Origin of the sequence: Ammoniphilus sp. YIM 78166 (assembly GCF_004522215.1) — a bacterium.
In the GTDB taxonomy this organism is placed as follows: domain Bacteria; phylum Bacillota; class Bacilli; order Aneurinibacillales; family RAOX-1; genus YIM-78166.
In genome coordinates, this window is the sequence record NZ_SDLR01000003.1 from 995,693 (window position 1) to 1,017,245 (window position 21,553).

The window sequence follows — 21,553 nt, forward strand, 5'->3', positions numbered from 1 at the left end:
AGGATATTGGATTAAATATATAGCTTCTGAACAGCTTTCACGACATCGTCGAGATTCATCGCAACCTGGGGAATGGAATAACCCACGAACAAAGGAGAAGTGACGAATCTAGGGATAATCTTAGCGATTAACTTAGGGCCAACTTGGTAGAAAAACAAATTATAGCTGTCACAGGAATAAAAATGGTTCAAAATATAATGGCACGAGTTTTGGATGAACTCTGCCATTTGCTTGTTTTCACCATGTTCCGAAACCACGTTAAATTCATAGAAGCCCATTCTTGGCGAGGTCGAAAGGTTCCATTCGACTTGATCACATTTCGCAATAGGTATTCCTTCAAAGTGGACAGGCTCTACTAAACGGTTGCTATCTAGATGGTTGAGTCCGATAATCTGCATATGAGGGTGGCGGATAGTTCCTCCTGATTTAGGGCCGTGATTTTTGAAGAATATGACGGAGCGAAATTCATTGCTATCTAGAAGCCGAAGCCAATGAGACAAACCAAATTCAATAAGTTGAAAAAGGTGTTCCTTACGGTAAAGGGAAAGCTCCGAGTCACAATCCTCTGTTTCAATCAGAACCAATGGATAGGTTTCCGCCAGTACAGGATACTTATTTTTAAGGAGGATCATCTCTCCCTTTTGAGCGATGATGTCCTTCAATTTTTCTGTTTCGCAAAAAGGGCATGAAGCTCCTCGATTGATTATATTTTCAGGCTTTTGAATACCCATATTCGTATTGAAATAAAGATGTGTATTACATGGCAAGGTGATCACTCTTTCTGGGCGGATTCATCATTAAATTTATCTAGCATCGTAACCGTATTTATCAAGTGATTATTAAAAATTTGTTTGGCCACAGCCAATAAATCCACGATCATGGGATCCCGTAGGGAATAGACTACCCGTGTTCCATCCTTTGTTCCGTAGACAATGTTCTTGGCACGTAAAATACTTAGCTGCTGCGACACGGCAGACCCCTCACTCCCGAGGATCGCCTGCAGCTCGTTTACCTGCTGATCTCCTTTAGCTAACACTTCAAGAATGCGAATACGCAACGGGTGGGCTAAAGCTTTAAAAAAATCAGCTTTAAATTGCTGTAATTCCATATAAAACGACCCCCTTTCTTTCGATTATAGATGAAATTCCTTACATTCACGAAAAGCAAACTGCTTGCATCCCGTACATTGATCGGCATTTAACTGAGTAAGAGCAAAATGAATGGCATCGCCTGTATGTTCAAAAACATGAGAAAGCCCAATTCTATCCAAGAGTCCTGTCCTTTCCAATACTTCCTTAGGTTGTCGATTTAACCCAGATAGGAGTACTTGACCACCCTGCTTATGGAAATGTTTCACAAGGCTCATTAGGGTCGACTCACCTGTTGTATCCATGTAAGGGACCTTACCCATTCGAAGGATTAGAATTCTAGGTTCGAAATGGATCGTGTTCCGGATTGACATCTCGAAATGTTGAGCTGCACCAAAAAACAAAGGTCCTTCGACAGTGAAGATACTGATTTGGGGACAGTTATGTCCCTTCTCAATCATGGATGGCAAAACTTTAGATCGTTTATCTAGTGGATCTGGTAGGACCTTGGCGACCGTGAGCAGCTCGCTCATGCGCTTAACAAACAAAATAACCGATAAGAGCAGCCCCATTTCAACAGCGGTTGTTAAATTAGTGAAAACCGTGAGCAAGAAGGTAGTAATGAGAATTAATGAATCCCCCGTTCTCGATTTTAACACATGGATAAATTCTTTTCTTTCACTCATGTTCCATGCAACGATCATTAAGATGGGTGCCATGCTTGCTAAGGGGATATGCGAGGCGTAAGGCGCCAAGATTAGTAAGACCAATAACACGACAACCCCGTGGATAATGCCGGAAATCGGAGAGTTTGCTCCGCTTCTTATGTTCGTAGCTGTTCTTGCAATGGCGCCTGTTGCCGGGATTCCTCCGAAGAGAGGAGTAACCATATTAGCAATACCTTGACCTATTAGTTCTCGATTGCTATTGTGTTTACCTCCTGTCATCCCGTCTGCAACCACCGCGGACAGCAGAGATTCGATCCCACCCAGAATGGCTATGATAAAAGCAGGCCGAAGAAGATGTACCACCCTTTCCCAGGTGATATCCGGCCATTGAAACTGAGGAAGAGTACTAGGAATCTGACCGAAAGTGGAGCCGATAGTCGCCACGTGTCCGGAGAAAAACAAGCTTGCAATAAGACTTGATGCAACCAGGCCCAATAAAGGCCCAGGAATCCTTGGAAGCAACTTAGGCGTTATCAACATGACGAAAAAGCAAACAAAAGCCGTGATTACACTATAAACACTGATCGTGTGGATATGCATCCCTAGCTCCTTCATATTAAGTAAGAAGGCTTCATGCTTTTCGATACCTTCCAGTCCTAAGAAGTTTGCGACTTGACCGGTAAAAATAATGACCGCTATGCCTGCAGTAAAGCCTATTGTGACCGGCCTAGGAATGAATTTGATCAAAGCGCCTAGTCTTAAAGTCCCCATGACCACCAGAATAACTCCCGCCATAAAGCCAGCCAGAAGCAGATCCCCATACCCATATTGCATGACAATGGCAAAGAGAATCGGAACAAAAGCTCCAGTTGGTCCCCCTATTTGGTATTTTGAACCGCCAAATAAAGAGATAAGAATTCCGGCAATAATCGTGGTATAGATCCCATATTCCGGTTTTACCCCAGAAGCAATGGCAAAAGCCATTCCTAAAGGAATCGCAATGATCCCAACAATCAGGCCAGAGATTAAATCTCCTCGCAGCTTTTCCAGAGAGTATCCTTCTAATCGCCCAGAGATGGTTACCTTCATCTGATACCCCTTCTTTTCCTTATATATTTGAATATCTGATTATTTGAATATATAAATTTTAGATCCGAATCCTACCTCTCGTCAATAAAAAAAACACGGCCTGAACAAAACCGAGTTACCTTAACCTCTCCAATTATCTTTCAGGCTCTGTCTCCAAAAAGGAAAGAATTCGACAAAAAGAACAAACTGTTCTTTAAAATGTCGAACTTTGGTGGTATAATTAGGTTAATAAGGTCAATAAGGAGACTTGAAAATGGAAAAAGAAATCTTACATTTAGTCAGATTGGCTATGGAACTTAAGGCAGACAAAGAAGCATTTAAGCAGTATCTGGAGCAAAAAAAGAATGCTACGGTAACGAAGTAGTCGTTTATATACGAAGAGGGTGTCCCGTAAGGTTCTGGGACACCCTCCATTACTTCTCTCCTTCTAGTTAAAACTTATCCACAGTTGCACCTAAAACAGCTCCCTTGATATAAAGCAAAAGAAGCCTTCAATCACTTTAGAAGGCTTCTTGTCGTGTAAAATTATAACCTTTTTTCTATTAATTGAGCTGTTTTTTCTCCATTGGCAATACAATCAGGGATCCCTACTCCATAATACGAACATCCAGCCAAAAATACGTTCGGATAATTAGCAGACAGTTTATTTTCCAAGGACTGCACGATTTTATGATGATTAATATGGTAGTTTGGCATGGTGTTATTCCACTTCGTTACTTCATGATGTATAGGTGCCTGTCCAATTCCCAAACTGATCTTAATATCTCGTAAAGCGACTTGGATAAGCTCCTCTTGTGTCATGTTTCGCATAGCTTCAAAGGCTGGGATAGAACTTTTATAGAAAAGTCTTACGAGTAATTGATTGTTTTTCGATGTATGCTCCCACTTTCGACTGGTCCAAGTGCACGCATTACACACCAATTGACTGTTATCTGCCACGATGAAACCTGTACCATCATTTGGAAGTTCACTATCAGGAACATCAAACCCGAGATAGATACTAATCAACGAGCTATTCGTTAATTGATCAAAATCATCATTTAGCTTTTCGTCATGAAGCAAGCTCTGAGCGGTGGTATGCAAAGTACTTAGCACGACTATGTCGGCTTCGATGCTACGATGATCTTCTAGTTGTATCTTATACCCTCCCTGGTGCTTGGCAACCGTTTCTGCCCTTACGCCTTTCCATATCTCCACTCCGCTAAGCTGAGTCTCGAGTCTGTCAATGAGGCTCGAAACGCCATTCTTAAAGGATAAAAACTTCTTGTCTCCTGTTCCTTTAAATACCTGCTTGTTCTCCGATAAACCATGAATGATGCTACCGAACTGATTTTTATAGTCTAAAAGATACGGCAATGTTGAAGCGATGGTTAGCTCGTGGAGCTTGCCCGAATATACGCCTGATATGACGGGTGAGATTTGTTTCTCTACTAGTTCCTTACCCAGAAAGTTCTCAAGAAATTCACCTATAGAGTCATTTTTGGTAAAAGTCTCGTTTTTGGTATAAAAGTCCTTGAGCGCCTCGACTTTTCCTTCTGCCGAAACTAGCTCGGTTTTGGCCAAGGATTCTAAGCTTAAGGGGATGCCAAATACCGTGTCCTCAGGAATCTTTTTAAGTTTCCCGTCTGTATAAATAAATGATATTCCTGTCGCGTTATATACGACTTCATCTTGTAAGTTTAACTCCTCGAGAAAAGGCGCTACATTAGGCTTACGAGCAACGATAGAATCTGCTCCCGTCTCCATGATAAATTCGCCGGCTTCGGCTGTTTTAATCTTTCCACCCAAGGACTCATCAGCCTCAATTAGGACTAGTCTGGCTTCTCTATGCAGTTCTTTCACTCTCTTATTTAGATAGTACATGGTGGAAAGTCCGGTAATTCCGCCACCTATAACCACGACTGTTTTCAATGGATATGCACCTCAACTGACATTTTAAGTAAGGAAAGTATAACATATACGAACCGCCAGGTTAAATGACGATTATGTGATCATTCCAAAGTCCATTTTGTCAGTTGATGACCTAAAATAAGGTTCGGCTTTTTTTCTCTGGAATTAATTTCAAATAATTATAGCTTTTTTCATCATAAAAATGTAAACTTAAAATTAAAATTAGGTTTACAATGAGGTGGATGCTTATGACCCGTTTTTTTATGACCGAAGAGTTCTTTCACAATCCCTATCCCTTTTATGAAGAGATGCGGCGCGTCAGTCCTCTATACTACATGTCTTCAGGAAAATACCCAGGGTGGTATGTAACTGGTTATCAAGAGGTGCTCGACATACTAAAAGACGTAAGATTTCATAATCGTACGCCCCTCCCTTCCACTACATCTAAGTATGAAGGGTTAAAAAACAGCCAGAACCATATGATGTTATTTAAAAATCCTCCAGATCACGCACGTTTGCGCAGCTTAGTGGGTCAAGCCTTTACCCCAAAGGAGATGGCAAAATATCGTTCTTTTATCGAAGAAACTGTACATCAGCTGCTTCATGATTCTAAAAAAACGGGTACATTGGATATTGTAACTGACTTCGCCTTTCCTCTAGCAAGTCTTCTCATTGCCAAAATACTGGGGATACCAGACAAAGATCGGCATGCATTTAGAGAATGGGCAATTATTCTATTGCAAAGCATAGATTTGACTCGAACGAGATATGCCTTAGCAGAAGCGAATGATACGGTAATTCATCTGTCTGTGTATTTCAAAGAATTAATACAAGAACGAAAGCAACACCCTCAAGATGATCTAATCAGTTTATTAAGTTTAGGAGATAGTACAGAGAAATCCTTAACGGAAGAAGAGATTATCGCCACATGTATCCTGCTCCTTATTGCTGGACATGAAACGACCGTTAACCTGATCTCTAATTCCATCCTCGCTTTGCTGAATCACCCCCAACAGCTGATTCTAATGAAAGAGAATCCTTCAAGGGTTGATACAGCGGTAGAAGAATTTCTCCGCTTTGAAAGTCCAACGCAAATGACAGCTCGCGTGGCTTCAGAAGATATTGAGATCGACCAACATGCAATCCGAAAAGGAGAGCAAATTTACCTATTATTAGGTGCAGCTAATCGTGATCCTAAGAAATTCGCCAATCCAAATCAACTAGATATCACAAGAAGTCCAAATCCTCATTTAGCTTTTGGATACGGTCATCATTTTTGTTTAGGTTCAAATTTAGCCCGACTGGAAGCACAAATGGCCATACCGGCCTTATTGCAAGTATTGCCGTATCTTCAATTAAATTCGTCGACCGTTTCCTGGAGAAAGCTAGTTGGATTCAGATCTTTAAAAAACCTTCCGTTAAATTGGAGTGTTCATCAGTTAATAAATGTATAGGATATAAAACAGAGAAAGGATCCCATTCATTATGGGATCCTTTCTAGCTTAGATAGTCGCAAACTTATCCCTGATTGGTCGTCTCCACCACTGGAAACCATCCTGGAGTGTTCATAATAGCATGCCAGAGGGGATCTGGAACAACAAGACGCTCTTGGTCGTCTTTGGTTAAGGTCGTCCTAATCTCTGCCTCCCGTCCTTGTTGAACCTTTTCCACCCAATCCGGTTCCATAATAAGCTCGCGGCCTAAGGCAATCAACGGAATACCCGTCTCGTACGCTTTTAAAGCTTCATCTGCCGTATGAATGGACCCTACACCAATAATCGGTACTCTTTTCCCTACTTTTTCCTGAATAAGCTCTATACGAGTCTTGGTTTGATCAGCTCCACGTCTAGCGGTGGACCAGAAATCCATTAGGGATACGTGGAGGTAGTCGAGTTCTTTGTTAGATAAAGCGTCAACCAATTGTAACGAGTCAGCCATCGTAATTCCTGGAGTCTCCGCTTCCTCAGGTGAAAAGCGATAGCCGACGAGGAAAGGTTCCTTTGAATGTGAAGCTACTACTCGTTTGACTTCATCGACGATAGCCAGTGGAAAGGCCATTCGTTTTTCCAAAGTGCCACCCCATCTGTCCTCTCGGCGGTTCGAATGCGGTGAGAAAAATTGCTGAATAAGGTAACCGTTAGCCCCATGAATTTCTACGCCATCATAACCTGCTTCAATGGCCCTACGTGTTGTCTCGCCAAAAGCATGTACAAGGGATTGAACTTCCTCATCAGTTAGGGCTCTTGGAGTTTGTCCCCCTCCCTCGGGTGCTACAGCACTGGCGCTTACCGTTTCACCGTTTGGAACTAGATCCGGAGGGCAGCTTCTTCCCCCATGGAAAATTTGCAGTACTGCCTTTGCCCCTTGCTCTTTAATGGTAGTGGCTAGTTGTTGGAGGCTTGGAATCATTTCATCTCGATCTCCGGCAAATTCTCCAGCAAATCCTTTTCCATTTGGTGTGACATAGGTGCAAGCCGTAACTACCAGACCGACTCCGCTAGCTCTACGAGCGTAGTAGCGAAGCTCGGCGTCTGACACGGTTCCATCTGGGTTGGAAGAAAAATTAGTCATAGGAGCCATAACGAGGCGGTTTTTCAGCTGGATGTCGCTTCTAAATTGGAACGACTCAAATAAAGGCTGATATTTAGGTTTCATAATTGGTTCTCTCCCTTGTGTTGTTCTGTCACGTTTTGAAACGCTAGGTTTATATTGCCCACTAGAGCTTGTTTTGCTTCTGCCGACATGAACAGTTTAGGTCCACAGCTATTATAGATGCGGGTTTATCAGATTCATTAATCGTTCTTTTGGTTGAAACCCTGTTACCTTTTCTACGACTTGCCCTTCCTTGAACAACAATAAGGTCGGGATACTCATCACACCGAACTGACTTGCCGTATCAGGGTTAAGATCTACATTGATCTTGCCGATTCGTACTTTACTCCCCATCTCTTGGTCCATTTCCTCTAGTACCGGCGCAATCATTTTGCAAGGTCCGCACCAAGGCGCCCAGAAATCCACCAAGACCGTCCCAGATGAGGTTTCCGTGTGAAAGTTTTGATCGTTCAGTTCAAATATAGCCATTCTGCATTCTCCTCTTCTCGTTTAAATGTTATTAAATTAGCTACAGTTTATACTGTAATAATAAATTATACAGTTTGTTTCGTCAATGGGTTTGTGAGGATTCTGTAATAAAATTAGTTACATTTAACTTAAAAAAATTAAACAATATCATGGACATTGTTTAATTTTTTTTAAAACGGAATCGATTGTAATCTGATCGAGATACTTCTCAAAATAGGCATCCGCTTCTTCAAAAATGCCGTCCATCACGCCTTGAATCTTTGAGGAGATAACGCAGGCTTCATCGGGGTCTCCCGTACACCAGTGCGGCTTGATGGTACCGCATGACACCGTACGGTAAATCTGGGCCAATGTGATCTCTTGGGGATCGGCATTCAGAATATAGCCCCCTCCAACCCCCTCTTTTGTCTTAACGAAGCCGCCTTTTCTCAAGCAACTCATAACTTTTCGAATGCGAGCGGGGTTCGTGGAAACATTATTGGCAATAGACTCGCTGCTTGCCATATGATCCGGTAAGTAAGCTAAAAAGACAAGACTATGAACTGCTATCGTAAATTCACTGTTCATTGGAATCATTTCCTCCCATTGAAGGATACTGTAATTGTAGTGTGTACAGTTAGCTAAGTCAATATCCATTTAATAAGTAAAGGACTCGAGGCATACCCGAGTCCTAACGGTTACTTATTTACAATATGAATCGCATGGCCCAATGCAGCCTCTGCGGCTTCCAGCCAAACTTCTGATAGGGTCGGATGAGGATGCATCGTAAGTGCAAGATCCTCTACACGAGCTGATAGCTCCAATGCGAGAACCCCTTCTCCGATCATGTTCGATGCATCTGCTCCCACAAGATGCAGTCCCAATAGCAAATGCGTATTAGCATCTACGATTACTTCTGCAAAACCTTCTACTTCTGCCGTAGCAAGCGCACGCCCGTTGGCTCGATAAGGGAATTGACCTCTTTTGACCTCAAATCCTCGCTGTTCCGCTTCTTCCTTTGAAAAGCCTACTCCCGCTATTTGAGGTTCTGTAAAGATAACGTAAGGAAGGAAAGGGGAATCGTAGGCGCTAGATAAGCCCGAGATCACCTCTGCAGCCACAATCCCCTGCTTGGAGGCCCGATGAGCGAGGGCAGGACCTGGCGTTACATCGCCGATCGCATAAATATGGCTTCGATTGGTCCGACATGTGTCGTCCACTGGAATATACCCTTGTTCGTTTACTTGCACACCGGCTTGCTCTAGACCTAGTCCTTTTGAATTTGGGGCTCTACCGATGGCTACAAGCACCTTCTCACATTGAAGTGTTTCCTGGCCTGATTGTTTAGAAGAAACATGTAAAATCGCTCGATCGTTATCTAAGCTAACATTATCAACCTTTGTCGATGTTTTGAGGACCATTCCTAATTTTTTCGCACTCCGAGTGACTTCCCGTACTAAATCTGCAGATACTTGAGGAAGGATCCGATCTGCCATTTCTAAGATAGTAACTTTGCAGCCAAGCTTGGCAAAGGCCATACCCAATTCCATCCCGATGTATCCACCCCCAATAATCGAAAGACTTTCAGGCACCTGTTCCAATTGAAGGATAGAGGTGGAATCCAATATATGAGTATGGTCTATCTTAATAAACGGAGGTATGAAGGGACGAGATCCTGTTGCTATAATGGCATGCTGAAATTTATAAGTTTCAAAATCTCCTTCGGTCTCTACCCCAATACGATCATCGGATAGAAATGTTGCTTTTCCTTTAACAAGGGTTACTCCGTTTTCTTTACAAAGATGTTCGATGCCTTTATTTAATTGAGTCACAATCCCTCTCTTCCATTCCTGCCATTCTCCCATTAAAAAGGAAAGATTTTCTGTTGTCATGCGAATTCCCATCTTCCCTAGCTGTGGCAGCTTATGAAATTCTCCGGCCGAATGGATTAACGCTTTGGATGGTATACACCCGCGATTGAGGCAAACGCCGCCTAGCTTATCTTCTTCAATTAATACAACAGATTGTCCTAATTGGCCTAGGCGGATGGCAGCGGCATATCCGCCAGGCCCTCCGCCGATGACGACAACATCGGTTTCTACTGCGATCTCTCCCACTACCATTTACACCATCTCCATCATCAGTAAATCGGGGTTTTCAAGTAGTTGCTTGATTCGATTGGTAAATCGTACGGCGGTCACCCCATCGATAAGACGATGGTCAAAAGATAGAGACATATGCATCATCAGACGGATAACCCCTTCCCAGTCCCGAACAACCATACGCGGCTCCATTTTATGTAGCCCTAAAATAGCCACTTCCGGATGATTGATAATGGGTGTCGCGTACAAGCCGCCGATCGGACCGACGTTACTAATGGTGAAGGTTCCCCCTGTAATTTCCTCTAAACTAAGCTTCCCTTCTCTGGCCCGTGAAGCCTTTTCGCTGATTTCTTGGGACAGCTGAAAGATCGTCTTTTTATCCGCATTCTTGATGACGGGTACAATCAAACCGTCTTTTGTGTCAGTTGCGATGCCAATATGATAGTAGTTCTTCAGCACAATTTCCTGGGTACTATCATCAATGGAAGCATTTAGCGTCTTGAATTCTTTTAACGCCACGACGAGCGCTTTAATGAAGAAAGGTAAGAAGGTCAGCTTTACCCCACGTTCATCAGCGGCAGCCTTCCACTTATCTCTTAGACCTTTAAGTGCATCCATTTCTAACTCGTCAACATGGGTGACATGAGGGATGATAGAAACGGACTTCACCAGGTGCTCCGCAATTTTCTTGCGTACGCCTTTTAGAGGAATGCGTTCTTCTTGTGCATTCTCCTGAATCCCGAATGCTTTCGGAGCTAATGGCATCGCTTCCTTTGGGAGTTGTTCTTTTTTCGGAGCTTGCTCTTTGGCTAGAAATGCTCGTAAATCCTCTTCCGTTACCCGACCCGCAGTTCCAGTCCCCAGCACCTTCTCAATATCAATTTTCCATTCACGAGCAAGTTTTCTAATATAGGGAGAAGCGAGCGCTCGATCGAACAAGCCTTTTTGAATGGGTGCTGCTACTTTAGTCTGCGGCGGATCAGCGATTGCCGTGGCAGCTGCTACCTCTATGGCTGAACCATCGTCTATGACAACCAAGGTTTGGCCCACGTGGGCCGTTTCACCTTCAGCAAACAAGAGCCTTTTGATTACCCCGCTTACCGGGGAAGTTAATTCTGCATTCACTTTATCTGTTTGAACCTCAACTATTGGCTGGTCTTGTTTAACCTGATCCCCTTCTTTTACGAGCCATTTAGAGATTTCCCCTTCATGCATACCTTCACCGACATCGGGCAGCTTAAATTCTAGCATTTCGATTGATTCTCCTTCCTCTAACTAAACCATTCTAATAAACAATCGTTTCTTCTATGCCGTGTTTTACTCTAGCTTCTGTCGGCATATAGTCGTCTTCGATGGAAAATTGAGGAACCGGAACATCGAACCCTGTTACTCGCTTGATTGGAGATTTCAGATACATCAGTGCCTCATCATTGATTAAGGAAATGATTTCAGAAGCCACCCCTAGAGTCTTATGGGCTTCTTGAACGACCAGTGCTCTTCCAGTTTTCTTTACGGACGAAATAATCATTTCCCGATCGAGTGGATAGAGGGAGCGCAAATCGATGACTTCACACTTCCAGCCTTTTTCACGATCTATTTGCTTTGCTGCATTTAGCGCCACTCGTACCATCGCTCCCCATGCGAAAATGGATAGATCGTACCCTTCCTGCAGAACCTTCGCTTTGCCAATAGGAATACGGTACATCTCTTCTGGCACGTCTTCTTTAAAGGCGCGGTAAAGCTTCGTCGGCTCCAGGAACATGACAGGATCCGGATCTTCAATTGCAGAGATCAGTAGCCCCTTCGCATCGTAAGGTGTGCTTGGTACAACCACTTTCAGTCCGGGAACATGGGTAAAAAAGGTCTCAACACTTTCCGAGTGTAGCTCTGGGCCGCGGATTCCGGCTCCAAAAGGGGTGCGAATAACCATGGGAACATGATATTGGCCCCTTGTTCGATATCTCATTCTAGCGGCGTGAGAGACGATTTGCTCAAATCCCGGATAAATGAAAGCTAAAAATTGAACTTCTGCAACAGGAATCATACCGTTCAGTCCCAACCCAATAGCTGAACCCATTATGCCGGCTTCTGCAAGTGGAGTGTCCACGACACGTTCTTTTCCGTATTTCTCGATTAGTCCTTCTGTCGCCCGAAATACGCCACCATTTATGCCAATGTCTTCCCCAAGCAGCATCACTCTTGGGTCATCTGCCAGCTTCTGGTCCATGGCTTCCGTTATGGCTTGAATCATCGTTATTTTGCGGCTCATGCACGGTCTCCCCCTTTATCCGTAAATCGCTTGAGCTCTTGTTCTTGCTCCTGAATCATCCATGGCGATTCAGCAAAAACATGCTTGAACATATCTTCCGGTTTGGACTTCGGATACTCTTCTGCTTCCTGAACCGCTTGATCAATTTTTACATCCGCTTGCTTGAGCAAGTGTTCCTCTTTTTCCTGGTTCCATAGGTTTCTTTTCTCTAGGTAAATTCGGAGGCGCGTAATGGGGTCACGTTCATTGCGCCATTCTTGAGATAATTTTTCTTGATCTCGATATTTCTTTGGGTCATCAGCCGTCGTGTGCGCCCCATAACGGAAGGTCATGGCTTCAATGAGGGTTGGCCCCTCTCCTGCGTGGGCTCTCTCTATAGCTTCTTTCATGGTCAGCCAGACAGCAAAAATATCATTACCGTCTACGCGGACTCCTTTAATATCATAAGCGAGTGCTCGTTGAGCGATGGTTGCCGAAGAGGATTGGAGTTCAAATGGAACGCTAATAGCAAATCCATTGTTCTGACAGAAAAAGATGGTAGGAGTTTTATAGACCCCAGCAAAATTTAAGGCCTCATGAAAGTCGCCTTCAGAAGTCGCCCCATCCCCCAAATAAGCGAGGCTTACCTTTTTCTCTCCTTTTAGCTTGCTCGCCCAAGCCGTTCCGACGGCATGAACCATCTGTGTCGCAATGGGTACGCAGGGAGGCATAATATTTTTCCCCTCAGGACTAATTGACCCCTCCATATGCCCCATCCAATAAAGAAACACCCGCATCAGTGACTGTCCATGTGTAATGCTTGCTGCATGATCCCGGTAAGTAGGGAATAACCAATCACCAGCTGTCAATGCCATGGCACTGCCGACCTGGGAAGCTTCTTGACCTTCAAACGGTGCATAGGTTCCCATTCGTCCCTGTCTTTGCAGAATTACAGATTTGCGATCGAAGGCTCGAACAAACACCATATTCTCATACATCTTTACCATTGTAGCTGGGTCCATCTTCTCTTCGATCTTCTTTACATTAAGCTCTCCTTGCGGTGTCAAAACCTGATATACATCCGTCATCACGTTTCCCCCCGTCGAAGATGTGATCGTTTTCATTTGGGAAATTTGTTCAGCTAGGCCGTTGATCGTTACCATCCACATCACCTTTCCATATGCTTTCGTTTATCCCAGCAGGACTCGGTCACTGGCCACACCTTTGAAACGCTCAAATTCCTTTAATAGGGATTCGATCGTAAGATTAGCCTTTTCTTTTTCCGAAACATCCAGTATGATCTGTCCCTTATCCATCATGATCAGACGATTCCCTAAATCAATGGCCTGCTTCATATTATGAGTAACCATAAGAGTAGTTAACTTCGATTTTTCTACAATGCTCTTGGTCAGCTGGGTAATCAGCTCAGCTCGAGCTGGATCTAGCGCGGCTGTATGTTCATCCAGCAATAATACTTTAGGCTGGGTAAAGGTTGCCATCAAGAGACTTAAAGCTTGCCGTTCACCTCCTGAGAGGAGGCCAACCTTTGCGGTCAGACGATCTTCGAGACCAAGCCCGAGAGATTTTAAGTATTCATAGAACATTTCCTTGCGCTTACTGTTGACTCCAATGCTAAGGGTTCGTTTCTTATTGCGGGAATAAGCCATGGCTAGGTTTTCTTCGATGGTCATGGTTGGTGCGGTGCCGGCCATCGGATCCTGAAACACGCGGCCAATCATCGGTGCCCGCCTGTGCTCAAGAAGATCATTAACGATTTTGCCATCAATCTCCACCGTACCCGTGTCGGGTGTCAGCACGCCGGAAATCATATTCATCATGGTAGATTTACCTGCTCCGTTACTTCCAATAATGGTAACGAAGTCGCCAGGGTTGAGTGTGAGGTTGATCTGGTCTAAGGCGATTTTTTCATCGATCGTTCCTTCATTAAATATCTTATGGATCTGTTTAAGTTTCAGCATGGTTATCACCTCTTACAATCACGTTGGAAGCTTGTTGTTTTTTTAAAGCCTTTTTTCTTTTTTCCTTCCAGCTGTCGATAATCTTTGGTGCGATTAAGGCCGCAATAACGATTAATGCAGTCATAAGCTTCATGTCTGAAGGGTTGAGTCCCACGCGGAGTGCTAGCGCTACTATAATTCGATAGATGATGGCTCCACCGATGACTGCAAGGGTAGCCCTGCGGATATTTTTATTTCCGAAGATCGCTTCCCCGATAATGACAGAAGCCAAACCGATAACGATCATCCCTATCCCCATAGAAACATCGGAGAAACCTTGGTACTGGGCCATCAGAGCACCTGACATTGCAACCAAGCCGTTTGAGAGAGCTAACCCTGTCACTTTGGTATTATCCGTATTCGCAGAGAAGCTGCGGATCATCTTTTCGTTATCACCTGTAGCTCGAATCGATAAGCCAATTTCCGTATCTAAGAACCAGTCGATGACTCCTTTTACGATAAGAATTAAGATTGCCATCGTGATAATGATGGTAAATGGGTTGGAAAAAATCGAAGTCACTTGGCTGAATAGTGTTTCTTCTCCTAGTAAACCGATATTGGCTTTTCCCATTATACGGAGGTTAATCGAATAGAGTGCAATCATCGACAAGATTCCGGAAAGCAGCGGATTAATCTTTCCTTTAGTATGTAGTAGACCTGTTACCATCCCTGCTAGACATCCCGCTATAACTGCAGAAAGGGTGGCAAGTAGCGGGTGATAACCCGCTACGATCATGGCTGCTGCCACGGCGCCCCCAGTGGTAAAGCTACCATCTACAGTCAAGTCGGGAAAGCTCAGGATTCTAAAGGTCAAGTAAACCCCCAGTGCCATCAGCGCAAAAATAATTCCAGATTCGAAAGAACCCATCAATGCTGTTGTCATGCCTTCACTTCCCTTCTTGTTTTACTCTCCAACCATAACGGCTTTGCTTGTCATCGCGTCAGTCAAGGATACCCCTTGTGCCTCTGCTGCCTTTTTGTTGATAACGAGATTCAGCTCCTCAGGGAATCCTACTGGGATATCTCCTGGCTTTTTGTTGCCGTTTAGCACTTCAATCGCCATCTTGGCTGTGGTGTATCCTAAGTCATAGTATTCAAAGCCAAATCCGGCAAATCCGCCGCGCTTTACGGAATCCTTCTCTCCCACAAACATCGGGATCTTGTTTTGGTTGGCGACTTGTGTGATAGATTCAAGGGCAGAAACGGCTGTATTGTCTTTCGGTACATAAATAACATCCACACGTCCAACGAGGGATTCCACAGCCTGCTTGACTTCAGAGCTGTTGGTAGCCGTTGCTTCTACAGGAGCCAATCCTAGCTTTGCCATTTCGTCTTTCGCTTTGTTCACGTTGACAACGGAGTTTTGTTCGCCAGAGTTATAAATTAAGCCCACGTTCTTCGCATCAGGGAAGAATTCTTTAATCGTTTTAATCGTATTTGCAATGGCTTCAGGGTGAGTATCGGATGTTCCGGTAACATTTTTGCCTGGATTCTCTAGGGTATCTACTAATTTAGCGCCTAGAGGATCCGTAATGGCTGTAAAGAGGACAGGAATGTCAGAAGTAGCCTTTACCGCGGCTTGGGCGCTTGGAGTGGCAATCGCAAGAATCAAATCCACCTTATCGGCTGCAAACTTCTGAGCGATGGTCATGTTATTGTTCATATCCCCTTGGGCAATTTGAACATCGACCTTCAGGTTGTCACCTTCGATAAATCCTCCGTCTTTAAGCCCGGCTAGAAAACCTTCTCTAGCTGCGTCCAAGGAAGGGTGTTCAACAATCTGGGAAATGCCGATCCTTACCGTCTTCTTCTCGGCATTTCCCGCTGCTGGGGCAGCTGTTGATTCACTAGGCTTCGATGGCTCAGCCGGCTGGGTTGTGCTCGGCGAACCACCACATGCTGTCAATAACATCATGAAACTACATACGATTGGTACAAAGATTTTTTTCAATTTACTGGCCCCCTTTAGCGTAGTGGTGTATGCGCTTCCAAAACCTTTCTATAAAAAGAAGGCTATGAAATGCCATCCGTATATCACATCTTATATGTATGACGTTATTATTACGGACTATATTTTTTAGTATATTTATATTTTAGAAAAGGTCAAGAGAATAATTTATTATTAAATTTTTTTGAATTTTTAGAGTGTCCCCAAGGCGAGGACACTCTAGCCCTTATTTACTTTCCAGCCAACTATACATATAGCCAGCATCCTCCATTTTCTGTGCGTTCTTCACAACCTTGAGCGGACGGAACGTATCAATCATAACAGCCAATTCTAACGTTTCTTTTTTACCGATGCTTGCTTCTATTTTCCCTGGGTGAGGCCCATGTGGAATACCTAATGGATGCAAAGTGATCGAGGCTTCTTCAACCCCCTTCCTGCTCATAAAGTTTCCTTTTACATAGTAAAGTACTTCATCACTATCTACATTGCTGTGGTAGTAGGGAGCTGGAATGGCGTCTGGATGGTAGTCATAAAGTCTAGGCACGAAAGAGCAGATCACAAAGTTGTTGCCTTCGAAGGTCTGGTGAATCGGCGGGGGCATATGGATTCTTCCTGTTATGGGCTCGAAGTCCTCTACATTAAAAATCCACGGATACAAGTAACCGTCCCAACCGATGACATCTAATGGGTGGTGGTCCATGATATGACGATGCAGAAAACCTCTGGATTTCGTACGGACCTCAAATGCGCCCAACTCTTGATAAGCCACTAACTCCTCGGGGACGCGAATATCTCTTTCACAAAACGGACTATGCTCAAGCAATTGGCCATGAGCATTTCGATAGCGTTTTGGTGTACTAATCCAACTGGTTGTCTCGATGACTAAAAATCTGGATTCTCCTTCATCCGGCAGATAACGATGAATGGTTCCGATCGGCATCACGATGTAGTCTCCAGGCCGATACGTAAGGGTACCAAACATCGTCTCCACCTTGCCTGTTCCTTTATGGACAAACAATAATTCATCTCCATCGCCATTCCGATAGAAAGTATCCATCCCTTTTGTGGGGTTAACCACCCCAATGAGCAAGTCCTCATTGCCAAGAAGATATTCTCGGCCGCTTACTGCATCGCTTTCTTCTTGATGCATAGCCGTGCGAAAATGACGGTGAGTCAGTGCCCCCTGCTCCTCATACTCCGGAGTATAAGACCCAATTAGCTCCACCTTAGATACGGAGGTCGGCATGTAATGATGGTATAGAATCGATTGAATGCCTGAAAAACCTTTGGTACCCATGACTTGCTCACGATACAAGGTGCCGTCTTCTTTTGAAAATTTAACATGTCTCTTTCGGGGAAGCTTCCCCATTTGTCTGTAAAAAGGCATCTTACGTCCCCCTTCCTAATCCTTCACTTTATTTCGCAGTACTCCTAGTCCTGTAATCTCTAACTCGACCTCATCACCGGGTTCAAGCCAAGGATGCACCTCCGTCCCCAGTTCAAGGATGCAGCCAGTTCCTACTGTACCGGAGCCTATAATATCCCCGGGGTAAAGTGTCGCATCTTCCGAAGCGCGTTCTATCATTTGTCCAAACGTATAGTAGATATCTTTAAAGTTTCCGATCGACAACAGCTCACCATTCACTCTTGCCTTCATAGTCAGATCATAGCGATCACCGAAACGATAAGGCTCTAGTTCATCTTTACTAACTAAATAGGGTCCAATGGAAGTAGCAAAATCTTTTCCCTTGGCTGGTCCCAAACCCACCGCTACCTCTTGTCTTTGTATATCACGCGCACTCCAATCATTGAGAATCGTAAATCCAAAGATATAAGAATCAGCTGCTGCTGCTTTAATATCTCGTCCTTGCTTGCCTATCACACAAGCCAACTCTAGCTCATAATCTAGCCATTGGCACTTTTTTGGACGAAAAACTGGGGTGTCAGGGCCGATAATCGCATGATGGTTGGTGAAATAGAAAGTGGGAATTTCATACCATTCAGAAGGAACAGTTAGTCCCCTTTTCTCCCTAGCAGTTTTCACATGCTGCTCGAAGGCATAGAAATCCCGGACACTTGGAGGGTTTGGAATCGGTGCGCAAAGCATGGTTTCGTCTAGCGGATAAAAACTCGTTTTTTCTTCCTTGGACCACTCTACCATTTGTTTGAAGATCGGTTCATAGGTGTCTAGCCCCTTAAGCACTTCGAGCATGGTAGAGGGCAGTTGTCCTCTACTGGCCTTTTCAGCATCAAAAACCAAATTCCCTTCAACATAGCCCGCTCTCTGTTGTCCATTTGGATCCATAAAAGTAACCCATTTCATTGTCGTTCCTCCCCTTGCTTTGGAAGCGCTCCCCTTAGGAAAGCTGCTTTCTTCTCTCCAGTACAAACGTATCGGCAGCAGCTCGTGTATAGGATTGACCTGCTAAGCGGCCGATGGGCTGCAACATCTCGGTATTAATCCTTCCCTCTCGATACAACTGGTCTTGGACATGAACCATTACCACTTGGCCTATCACTAGACTGCCTGATCCCGGATGCTCACCGAAGTGAAGAACCTCCCGAAGCACACATTCCAGTTGGACGTCGCTTTCTTTCACTCGAGGAGGAAGAACGATATCACTTGAGATCTTGGACAGCTTAACTTTTTCAAATTCATCGGTATCTGGAGGATAATCTACGGAACAATCATTCATTTCATTGACGATTTTTTCTCCAACAATATTAATCACAAATTCCTTGGTTTCTTCTATATTTCTTAAGGTATCTTTTTTCTCTCCATCTGTTCCCTTTCGCATGGGGGCAAAACAGACCAAAAACGGGTCGGCGCATATCCCTGTAAAAAAACTGAAAGGAGCCAAGTTGGCTGCTCCATCCTTGCTTAGCGTGGAGACAAAGGCGATCGGTCTCGGAAGAATGGAGCCGATTAGTAGCTTATAAGCGTCTTTCCACTCTAGAGAGCTGGGTTCAACCTTCATCTTCACTCACCAGCGCTTCCTTAAATGCCTCAATGAAGGCTTGATTTTCCTCTGGAGTCCCTATGGATACGCGAATGGTTTGTGGATAACCAAGCAAGCCACCCGAACGTACAATAATGCCTTGTTTAAGTAGAGAAGCGAATACTTCATCGCCTGGCCGATCTAGCAAAATCATGACAAAATTACCCTGAGAGGGATAGATGGAGAAGCCTAACTTTGCCACTTCTTCTTCTAAGTACCGTCTTCCTTCTGCATTCTTCTGCTTACAGTCCTCCACGAATTGGGAATCATCTAACGACGCGATAGCAGCAGATTGCGCGAGTCGGTTGGTATTAAACGGTTCCTTTACTTTCATAAGCTCTTTTACAATCGACGGATGCATTACACCGTACCCTATTCGTAGAGCAGCCAATCCATAAATCTTGGAAAAGGTACGCAACACAATTAAATTAGGGTGTGAGAGCAACAACGGAAGGGTTTCTAAATAATCCTCATCGGTTACATATTCGTAGTATGCTTCATCTACGATGAGCAGAATATGTGAAGGTACTTTTTCAATAAATGCTGCTAGAGCTTTTTTACCCACAATCGTACCAGTAGGATTGTTTGGATTGCATACAAATATCATTCGTGTTTGTTCGGTAATGGCTGCAAGCATTCCAGTAAGATCATGAACGCCGTCGATTAAAGGAATATGAACCGATTTGCCCCCTTCAATTTGAACATTCGTTTTATATCGTGGGAAGGTAACATCTGCCATAATGACTTCATCCCCTGGTCGAATATATCTGCGAGTTAGAAGACGAATCAGTTCGTCCGATCCATTGCCCACGATAAGGGAATCCTGAGGAACATGTAAGTAATGTGCAAGCTTCTCTGTCAAGAGAGGGGCCGTTCCTTCAGGATAAGAGTTGGTTTGCAACATTTCACGAAGCATGGTTTCCTTGGCCAAGGCAGAAAACCCAAAAGGGTTTTCATTCGAGGCCAGCTTAATGATTTTCTCTAACCCAAACTCACGCTTTACTTCTTCAATCGGCTTACCAGGTACATAGACATTAAGAGATTCAATTTGTTTTCTTGTTGGTATTTTTTCCATGAGATTCATTACAGGTTACCTCTTCGCTCTTGTTCACGCTCAATAGATTCGAATAATGCCTTGAAATTGCCTTCCCCGAACCCTCTTGCCCCTTTTCGTTGAATAATCTCAATGAAAAGTGTAGGTCTATCCACAATCGGCTTGGTAAAGATCTGCAAGAGGTACCCTTCATCATCACGATCGACAAGGATCTTTAATTCACGTAATCTCTCTACATCTTCATCAATCTTGCCTACGCGCTCATTAAGCATGTCATAATAGCTATCTGGTGTGGCAAGGAACTCTACACCGTTTGCGCGTAAGGAAGTAACGGTTTTAACAATATCATTCGTAAGCAGGGCTAAGTGCTGTACACCTGCACCGTTATAATAATCAAGATATTCCTGAATTTGAGACTTTCTTTTTCCTTCTGCAGGTTCGTTGATGGGGAATTTAATTCTCGCCCCATTCGTCATGACCTTAGACATTAGAGCTGAATACTCTGTGCTGATGTCTTCATCGTCAAAGTGGATCATCGCCTTAAAACCCATGACATTCTCATAGTAAGAAACCCATTCCTCCATACTTTCTACGTTCCCTACGACATGATCAATTCCAATGAGGCCTGTAGATTGGTAAGGAACGGTTGTTTCAATGGCTTGAAAGCCTGGCATAAACAATCCTTTGTAGTCTTGGCGTTCGATAAGGGTATGTATGGTATCTCCATAAGTTCCAATGATGGCTTTTTTTACTGTTCCATGTTCATCTGCCAATGTATGCGGTTCCATAATTCCTATAGCTCCGCGAGAAATCGCCCCTTTGTAAGCCTTCTCAACATCATCCACTCGAAGCGCTACATCCTTGACTCCATCCCCGTGCTTCAAAACAAATTCCGCTACTGGATGCTTATCACTCAGTGTCCCACTGATCACAAAACGAATGCGACTCTGCTCTAATACGTAGGAAACCTTATTTCGTTCACCTGTTTCCAAACCAGAGTAAGCAACAGGCTTAAATCCAAAGGCTGTGGCATAGAAGTGGGCGGCTTGCTTGGCATTGCCTACATAGAACTCAACGTAATCGACTTCTTGAACGGGGAAAAGATCTTGGGTGCTTGCTTTCATCAATTCTTGTTCTTTCATCCTATATTCCTCCTAAAGCTGTATATTTATCAATTATTAATTATGGTCATCATTAGTATAGTTCAAATAGTAAAAATTGAGCAAATATGTACAGTAAAGGAGTTTTGCATATCAGTAGCAATGCTTTAGTGTAATAAAAATATTGGTTATTTTGTTGATCAACAATACAATTGTAAAGGGAACAAAGAAAAACCGATCCCATAACTTGAGAGGGCACTGAAAAAGTACCATTTATACAATAAGGGAT

General features: G+C 43.9%; 20 protein-coding genes. 1 reads left to right on the forward strand and 19 read right to left on the reverse strand.

The annotated features are described in order from the left end of the window. Positions 1 to 11: 11 nt before the first annotated feature. The 4 genes from EIZ58_RS16530 to EIZ58_RS16545 form a co-directional block, all read right to left on the reverse strand. Entirely contained in the window at positions 12 to 731 is a 720-nt protein-coding gene (locus tag EIZ58_RS16530; RefSeq protein ID WP_134702021.1) for a DUF4931 domain-containing protein, read from the reverse strand. A 41-nt stretch (positions 732 to 772) separates the two neighbouring features. Beyond that, the gene (locus tag EIZ58_RS16535) at positions 773 to 1,108 is read right to left on the reverse strand and encodes an ArsR/SmtB family transcription factor (protein WP_134701932.1); all 336 of its coding nucleotides are present in this window, start codon (positions 1,106 to 1,108) and stop codon (positions 773 to 775) included. A 24-nt stretch (positions 1,109 to 1,132) separates the two neighbouring features. After that, positions 1,133 to 2,845, reverse strand: coding sequence for a SulP family inorganic anion transporter (locus tag EIZ58_RS16540; protein ID WP_134701933.1), 1,713 nt, complete (start codon positions 2,843 to 2,845; stop codon positions 1,133 to 1,135). A gap of 525 nt (positions 2,846 to 3,370) precedes the next feature. Continuing rightward, on the reverse strand, positions 3,371 to 4,756 hold the full coding sequence (locus tag EIZ58_RS16545) for a protoporphyrinogen oxidase (protein WP_134701934.1): 1,386 nt from the start codon (positions 4,754 to 4,756) through the stop codon (positions 3,371 to 3,373). Positions 4,757 to 4,983: 227 nt separating this feature from the next. Here EIZ58_RS16545 and EIZ58_RS16550 point away from each other — a divergent pair, with 227 nt between their 5' ends. Then, on the forward strand, positions 4,984 to 6,189 hold the full coding sequence (locus EIZ58_RS16550) for a cytochrome P450 (RefSeq protein ID WP_240689113.1): 1,206 nt from the start codon (positions 4,984 to 4,986) through the stop codon (positions 6,187 to 6,189). Positions 6,190 to 6,253: 64 nt separating this feature from the next. On the opposite strand, the gene EIZ58_RS16555 is transcribed toward EIZ58_RS16550, so the two are convergent. The 15 genes from EIZ58_RS16555 to hppD all read right to left on the reverse strand — a co-directional run bounded on the left by EIZ58_RS16555 (position 6,254) and on the right by hppD (position 21,306). Continuing rightward, on the reverse strand, positions 6,254 to 7,390 hold the full coding sequence (locus EIZ58_RS16555) for an NADH-dependent flavin oxidoreductase (protein WP_134701936.1): 1,137 nt from the start codon (positions 7,388 to 7,390) through the stop codon (positions 6,254 to 6,256). 111 nt (positions 7,391 to 7,501) lie between these two features. Then, entirely contained in the window at positions 7,502 to 7,816 is a 315-nt protein-coding gene (trxA, locus tag EIZ58_RS16560; protein WP_134701937.1) for a thioredoxin, read from the reverse strand. A gap of 147 nt (positions 7,817 to 7,963) precedes the next feature. Further along, positions 7,964 to 8,383, reverse strand: a complete 420-nt coding sequence (locus tag EIZ58_RS16565; protein ID WP_134701938.1) for an Rrf2 family transcriptional regulator — start codon at positions 8,381 to 8,383, stop codon at positions 7,964 to 7,966. A gap of 110 nt (positions 8,384 to 8,493) precedes the next feature. Further along, entirely contained in the window at positions 8,494 to 9,918 is a 1,425-nt protein-coding gene (lpdA, locus tag EIZ58_RS16570; protein ID WP_134701939.1) for a dihydrolipoyl dehydrogenase, read from the reverse strand. Next, positions 9,919 to 11,148: a dihydrolipoamide acetyltransferase family protein gene (locus EIZ58_RS16575; RefSeq protein WP_134701940.1), complete on the reverse strand. Its 1,230-nt coding sequence runs from the start codon at positions 11,146 to 11,148 to the stop codon at positions 9,919 to 9,921. A 34-nt stretch (positions 11,149 to 11,182) separates the two neighbouring features. Continuing rightward, positions 11,183 to 12,166 carry an alpha-ketoacid dehydrogenase subunit beta gene (locus EIZ58_RS16580; protein WP_134701941.1) on the reverse strand — a complete coding sequence of 328 codons (984 nt, stop codon included), beginning with the start codon at positions 12,164 to 12,166 and terminating at the stop codon, positions 11,183 to 11,185. Next, on the reverse strand, positions 12,163 to 13,233 hold the full coding sequence (gene pdhA, locus EIZ58_RS16585) for a pyruvate dehydrogenase (acetyl-transferring) E1 component subunit alpha (protein ID WP_134702022.1): 1,071 nt from the start codon (positions 13,231 to 13,233) through the stop codon (positions 12,163 to 12,165). Before pdhA ends, EIZ58_RS16580 begins: the two co-directional genes overlap by 4 nt. 102 nt (positions 13,234 to 13,335) lie before the next feature. Then, positions 13,336 to 14,124 (reverse strand): ABC transporter ATP-binding protein, encoded by a 789-nt coding sequence (locus tag EIZ58_RS16590; protein ID WP_134701942.1) that lies wholly within the window; start codon positions 14,122 to 14,124, stop codon positions 13,336 to 13,338. Continuing rightward, positions 14,111 to 15,046 carry an ABC transporter permease gene (locus EIZ58_RS16595; RefSeq protein WP_134701943.1) on the reverse strand — a complete coding sequence of 312 codons (936 nt, stop codon included), beginning with the start codon at positions 15,044 to 15,046 and terminating at the stop codon, positions 14,111 to 14,113. The genes EIZ58_RS16590 and EIZ58_RS16595 overlap by 14 nt, the downstream gene beginning before the upstream one ends. Positions 15,047 to 15,067: 21 nt before the next feature. Continuing rightward, positions 15,068 to 16,114, reverse strand: a complete 1,047-nt coding sequence (locus EIZ58_RS16600; protein WP_134701944.1) for an ABC transporter substrate-binding protein — start codon at positions 16,112 to 16,114, stop codon at positions 15,068 to 15,070. 223 nt (positions 16,115 to 16,337) lie between these two features. Further along, positions 16,338 to 17,498 carry a homogentisate 1,2-dioxygenase gene (locus tag EIZ58_RS16605; RefSeq protein WP_134701945.1) on the reverse strand — a complete coding sequence of 387 codons (1,161 nt, stop codon included), beginning with the start codon at positions 17,496 to 17,498 and terminating at the stop codon, positions 16,338 to 16,340. A gap of 15 nt (positions 17,499 to 17,513) precedes the next feature. Further along, positions 17,514 to 18,434, reverse strand: a complete 921-nt coding sequence (locus tag EIZ58_RS16610; RefSeq protein WP_134701946.1) for a fumarylacetoacetate hydrolase family protein — start codon at positions 18,432 to 18,434, stop codon at positions 17,514 to 17,516. Positions 18,435 to 18,468: 34 nt separating this feature from the next. Next, positions 18,469 to 19,089: a flavin reductase family protein gene (locus EIZ58_RS16615; RefSeq protein ID WP_134702023.1), complete on the reverse strand. Its 621-nt coding sequence runs from the start codon at positions 19,087 to 19,089 to the stop codon at positions 18,469 to 18,471. Next, positions 19,079 to 20,185 (reverse strand): histidinol-phosphate transaminase, encoded by a 1,107-nt coding sequence (gene hisC / locus EIZ58_RS16620; protein WP_370297705.1) that lies wholly within the window; start codon positions 20,183 to 20,185, stop codon positions 19,079 to 19,081. The genes EIZ58_RS16615 and hisC overlap by 11 nt, the downstream gene beginning before the upstream one ends. An 8-nt stretch (positions 20,186 to 20,193) precedes the next feature. Continuing rightward, positions 20,194 to 21,306, reverse strand: a complete 1,113-nt coding sequence (gene hppD / locus EIZ58_RS16625) for a 4-hydroxyphenylpyruvate dioxygenase (protein ID WP_134701948.1) — start codon at positions 21,304 to 21,306, stop codon at positions 20,194 to 20,196. Between the last annotated feature and the right edge of the window lie 247 nt (positions 21,307 to 21,553).

Coding starts and splice junctions, on each gene's coding strand:
- EIZ58_RS16530 (WP_134702021.1), bottom strand. CDS start 731: ATGGGTATTCAAAAGCCTGAAAATATAATCAATCGAGGAGCTTCATGC.
- EIZ58_RS16535 (WP_134701932.1), bottom strand. CDS start 1,108: ATGGAATTACAGCAATTTAAAGCTGATTTTTTTAAAGCTTTAGCCCAC.
- EIZ58_RS16540 (WP_134701933.1), bottom strand. CDS start 2,845: ATGAAGGTAACCATCTCTGGGCGATTAGAAGGATACTCTCTGGAAAAG.
- EIZ58_RS16550 (WP_240689113.1), top strand. CDS start 4,984: ATGACCCGTTTTTTTATGACCGAAGAGTTCTTTCACAATCCCTATCCC.
- EIZ58_RS16555 (WP_134701936.1), bottom strand. CDS start 7,390: ATGAAACCTAAATATCAGCCTTTATTTGAGTCGTTCCAATTTAGAAGC.
- trxA (WP_134701937.1), bottom strand. CDS start 7,816: ATGGCTATATTTGAACTGAACGATCAAAACTTTCACACGGAAACCTCA.
- EIZ58_RS16565 (WP_134701938.1), bottom strand. CDS start 8,383: ATGAACAGTGAATTTACGATAGCAGTTCATAGTCTTGTCTTTTTAGCT.
- lpdA (WP_134701939.1), bottom strand. CDS start 9,918: ATGGTAGTGGGAGAGATCGCAGTAGAAACCGATGTTGTCGTCATCGGC.
- EIZ58_RS16575 (WP_134701940.1), bottom strand. CDS start 11,148: ATGCTAGAATTTAAGCTGCCCGATGTCGGTGAAGGTATGCATGAAGGG.
- EIZ58_RS16580 (WP_134701941.1), bottom strand. CDS start 12,166: ATGAGCCGCAAAATAACGATGATTCAAGCCATAACGGAAGCCATGGAC.
- pdhA (WP_134702022.1), bottom strand. CDS start 13,233: ATGACGGATGTATATCAGGTTTTGACACCGCAAGGAGAGCTTAATGTA.
- EIZ58_RS16590 (WP_134701942.1), bottom strand. CDS start 14,124: ATGCTGAAACTTAAACAGATCCATAAGATATTTAATGAAGGAACGATC.
- EIZ58_RS16595 (WP_134701943.1), bottom strand. CDS start 15,046: ATGACAACAGCATTGATGGGTTCTTTCGAATCTGGAATTATTTTTGCG.
- EIZ58_RS16605 (WP_134701945.1), bottom strand. CDS start 17,498: ATGCCTTTTTACAGACAAATGGGGAAGCTTCCCCGAAAGAGACATGTT.
- EIZ58_RS16610 (WP_134701946.1), bottom strand. CDS start 18,434: ATGAAATGGGTTACTTTTATGGATCCAAATGGACAACAGAGAGCGGGC.
- EIZ58_RS16615 (WP_134702023.1), bottom strand. CDS start 19,089: ATGAAGGTTGAACCCAGCTCTCTAGAGTGGAAAGACGCTTATAAGCTA.
- hisC (WP_370297705.1), bottom strand. CDS start 20,185: ATGGAAAAAATACCAACAAGAAAACAAATTGAATCTCTTAATGTCTAT.
- hppD (WP_134701948.1), bottom strand. CDS start 21,306: ATGAAAGAACAAGAATTGATGAAAGCAAGCACCCAAGATCTTTTCCCC.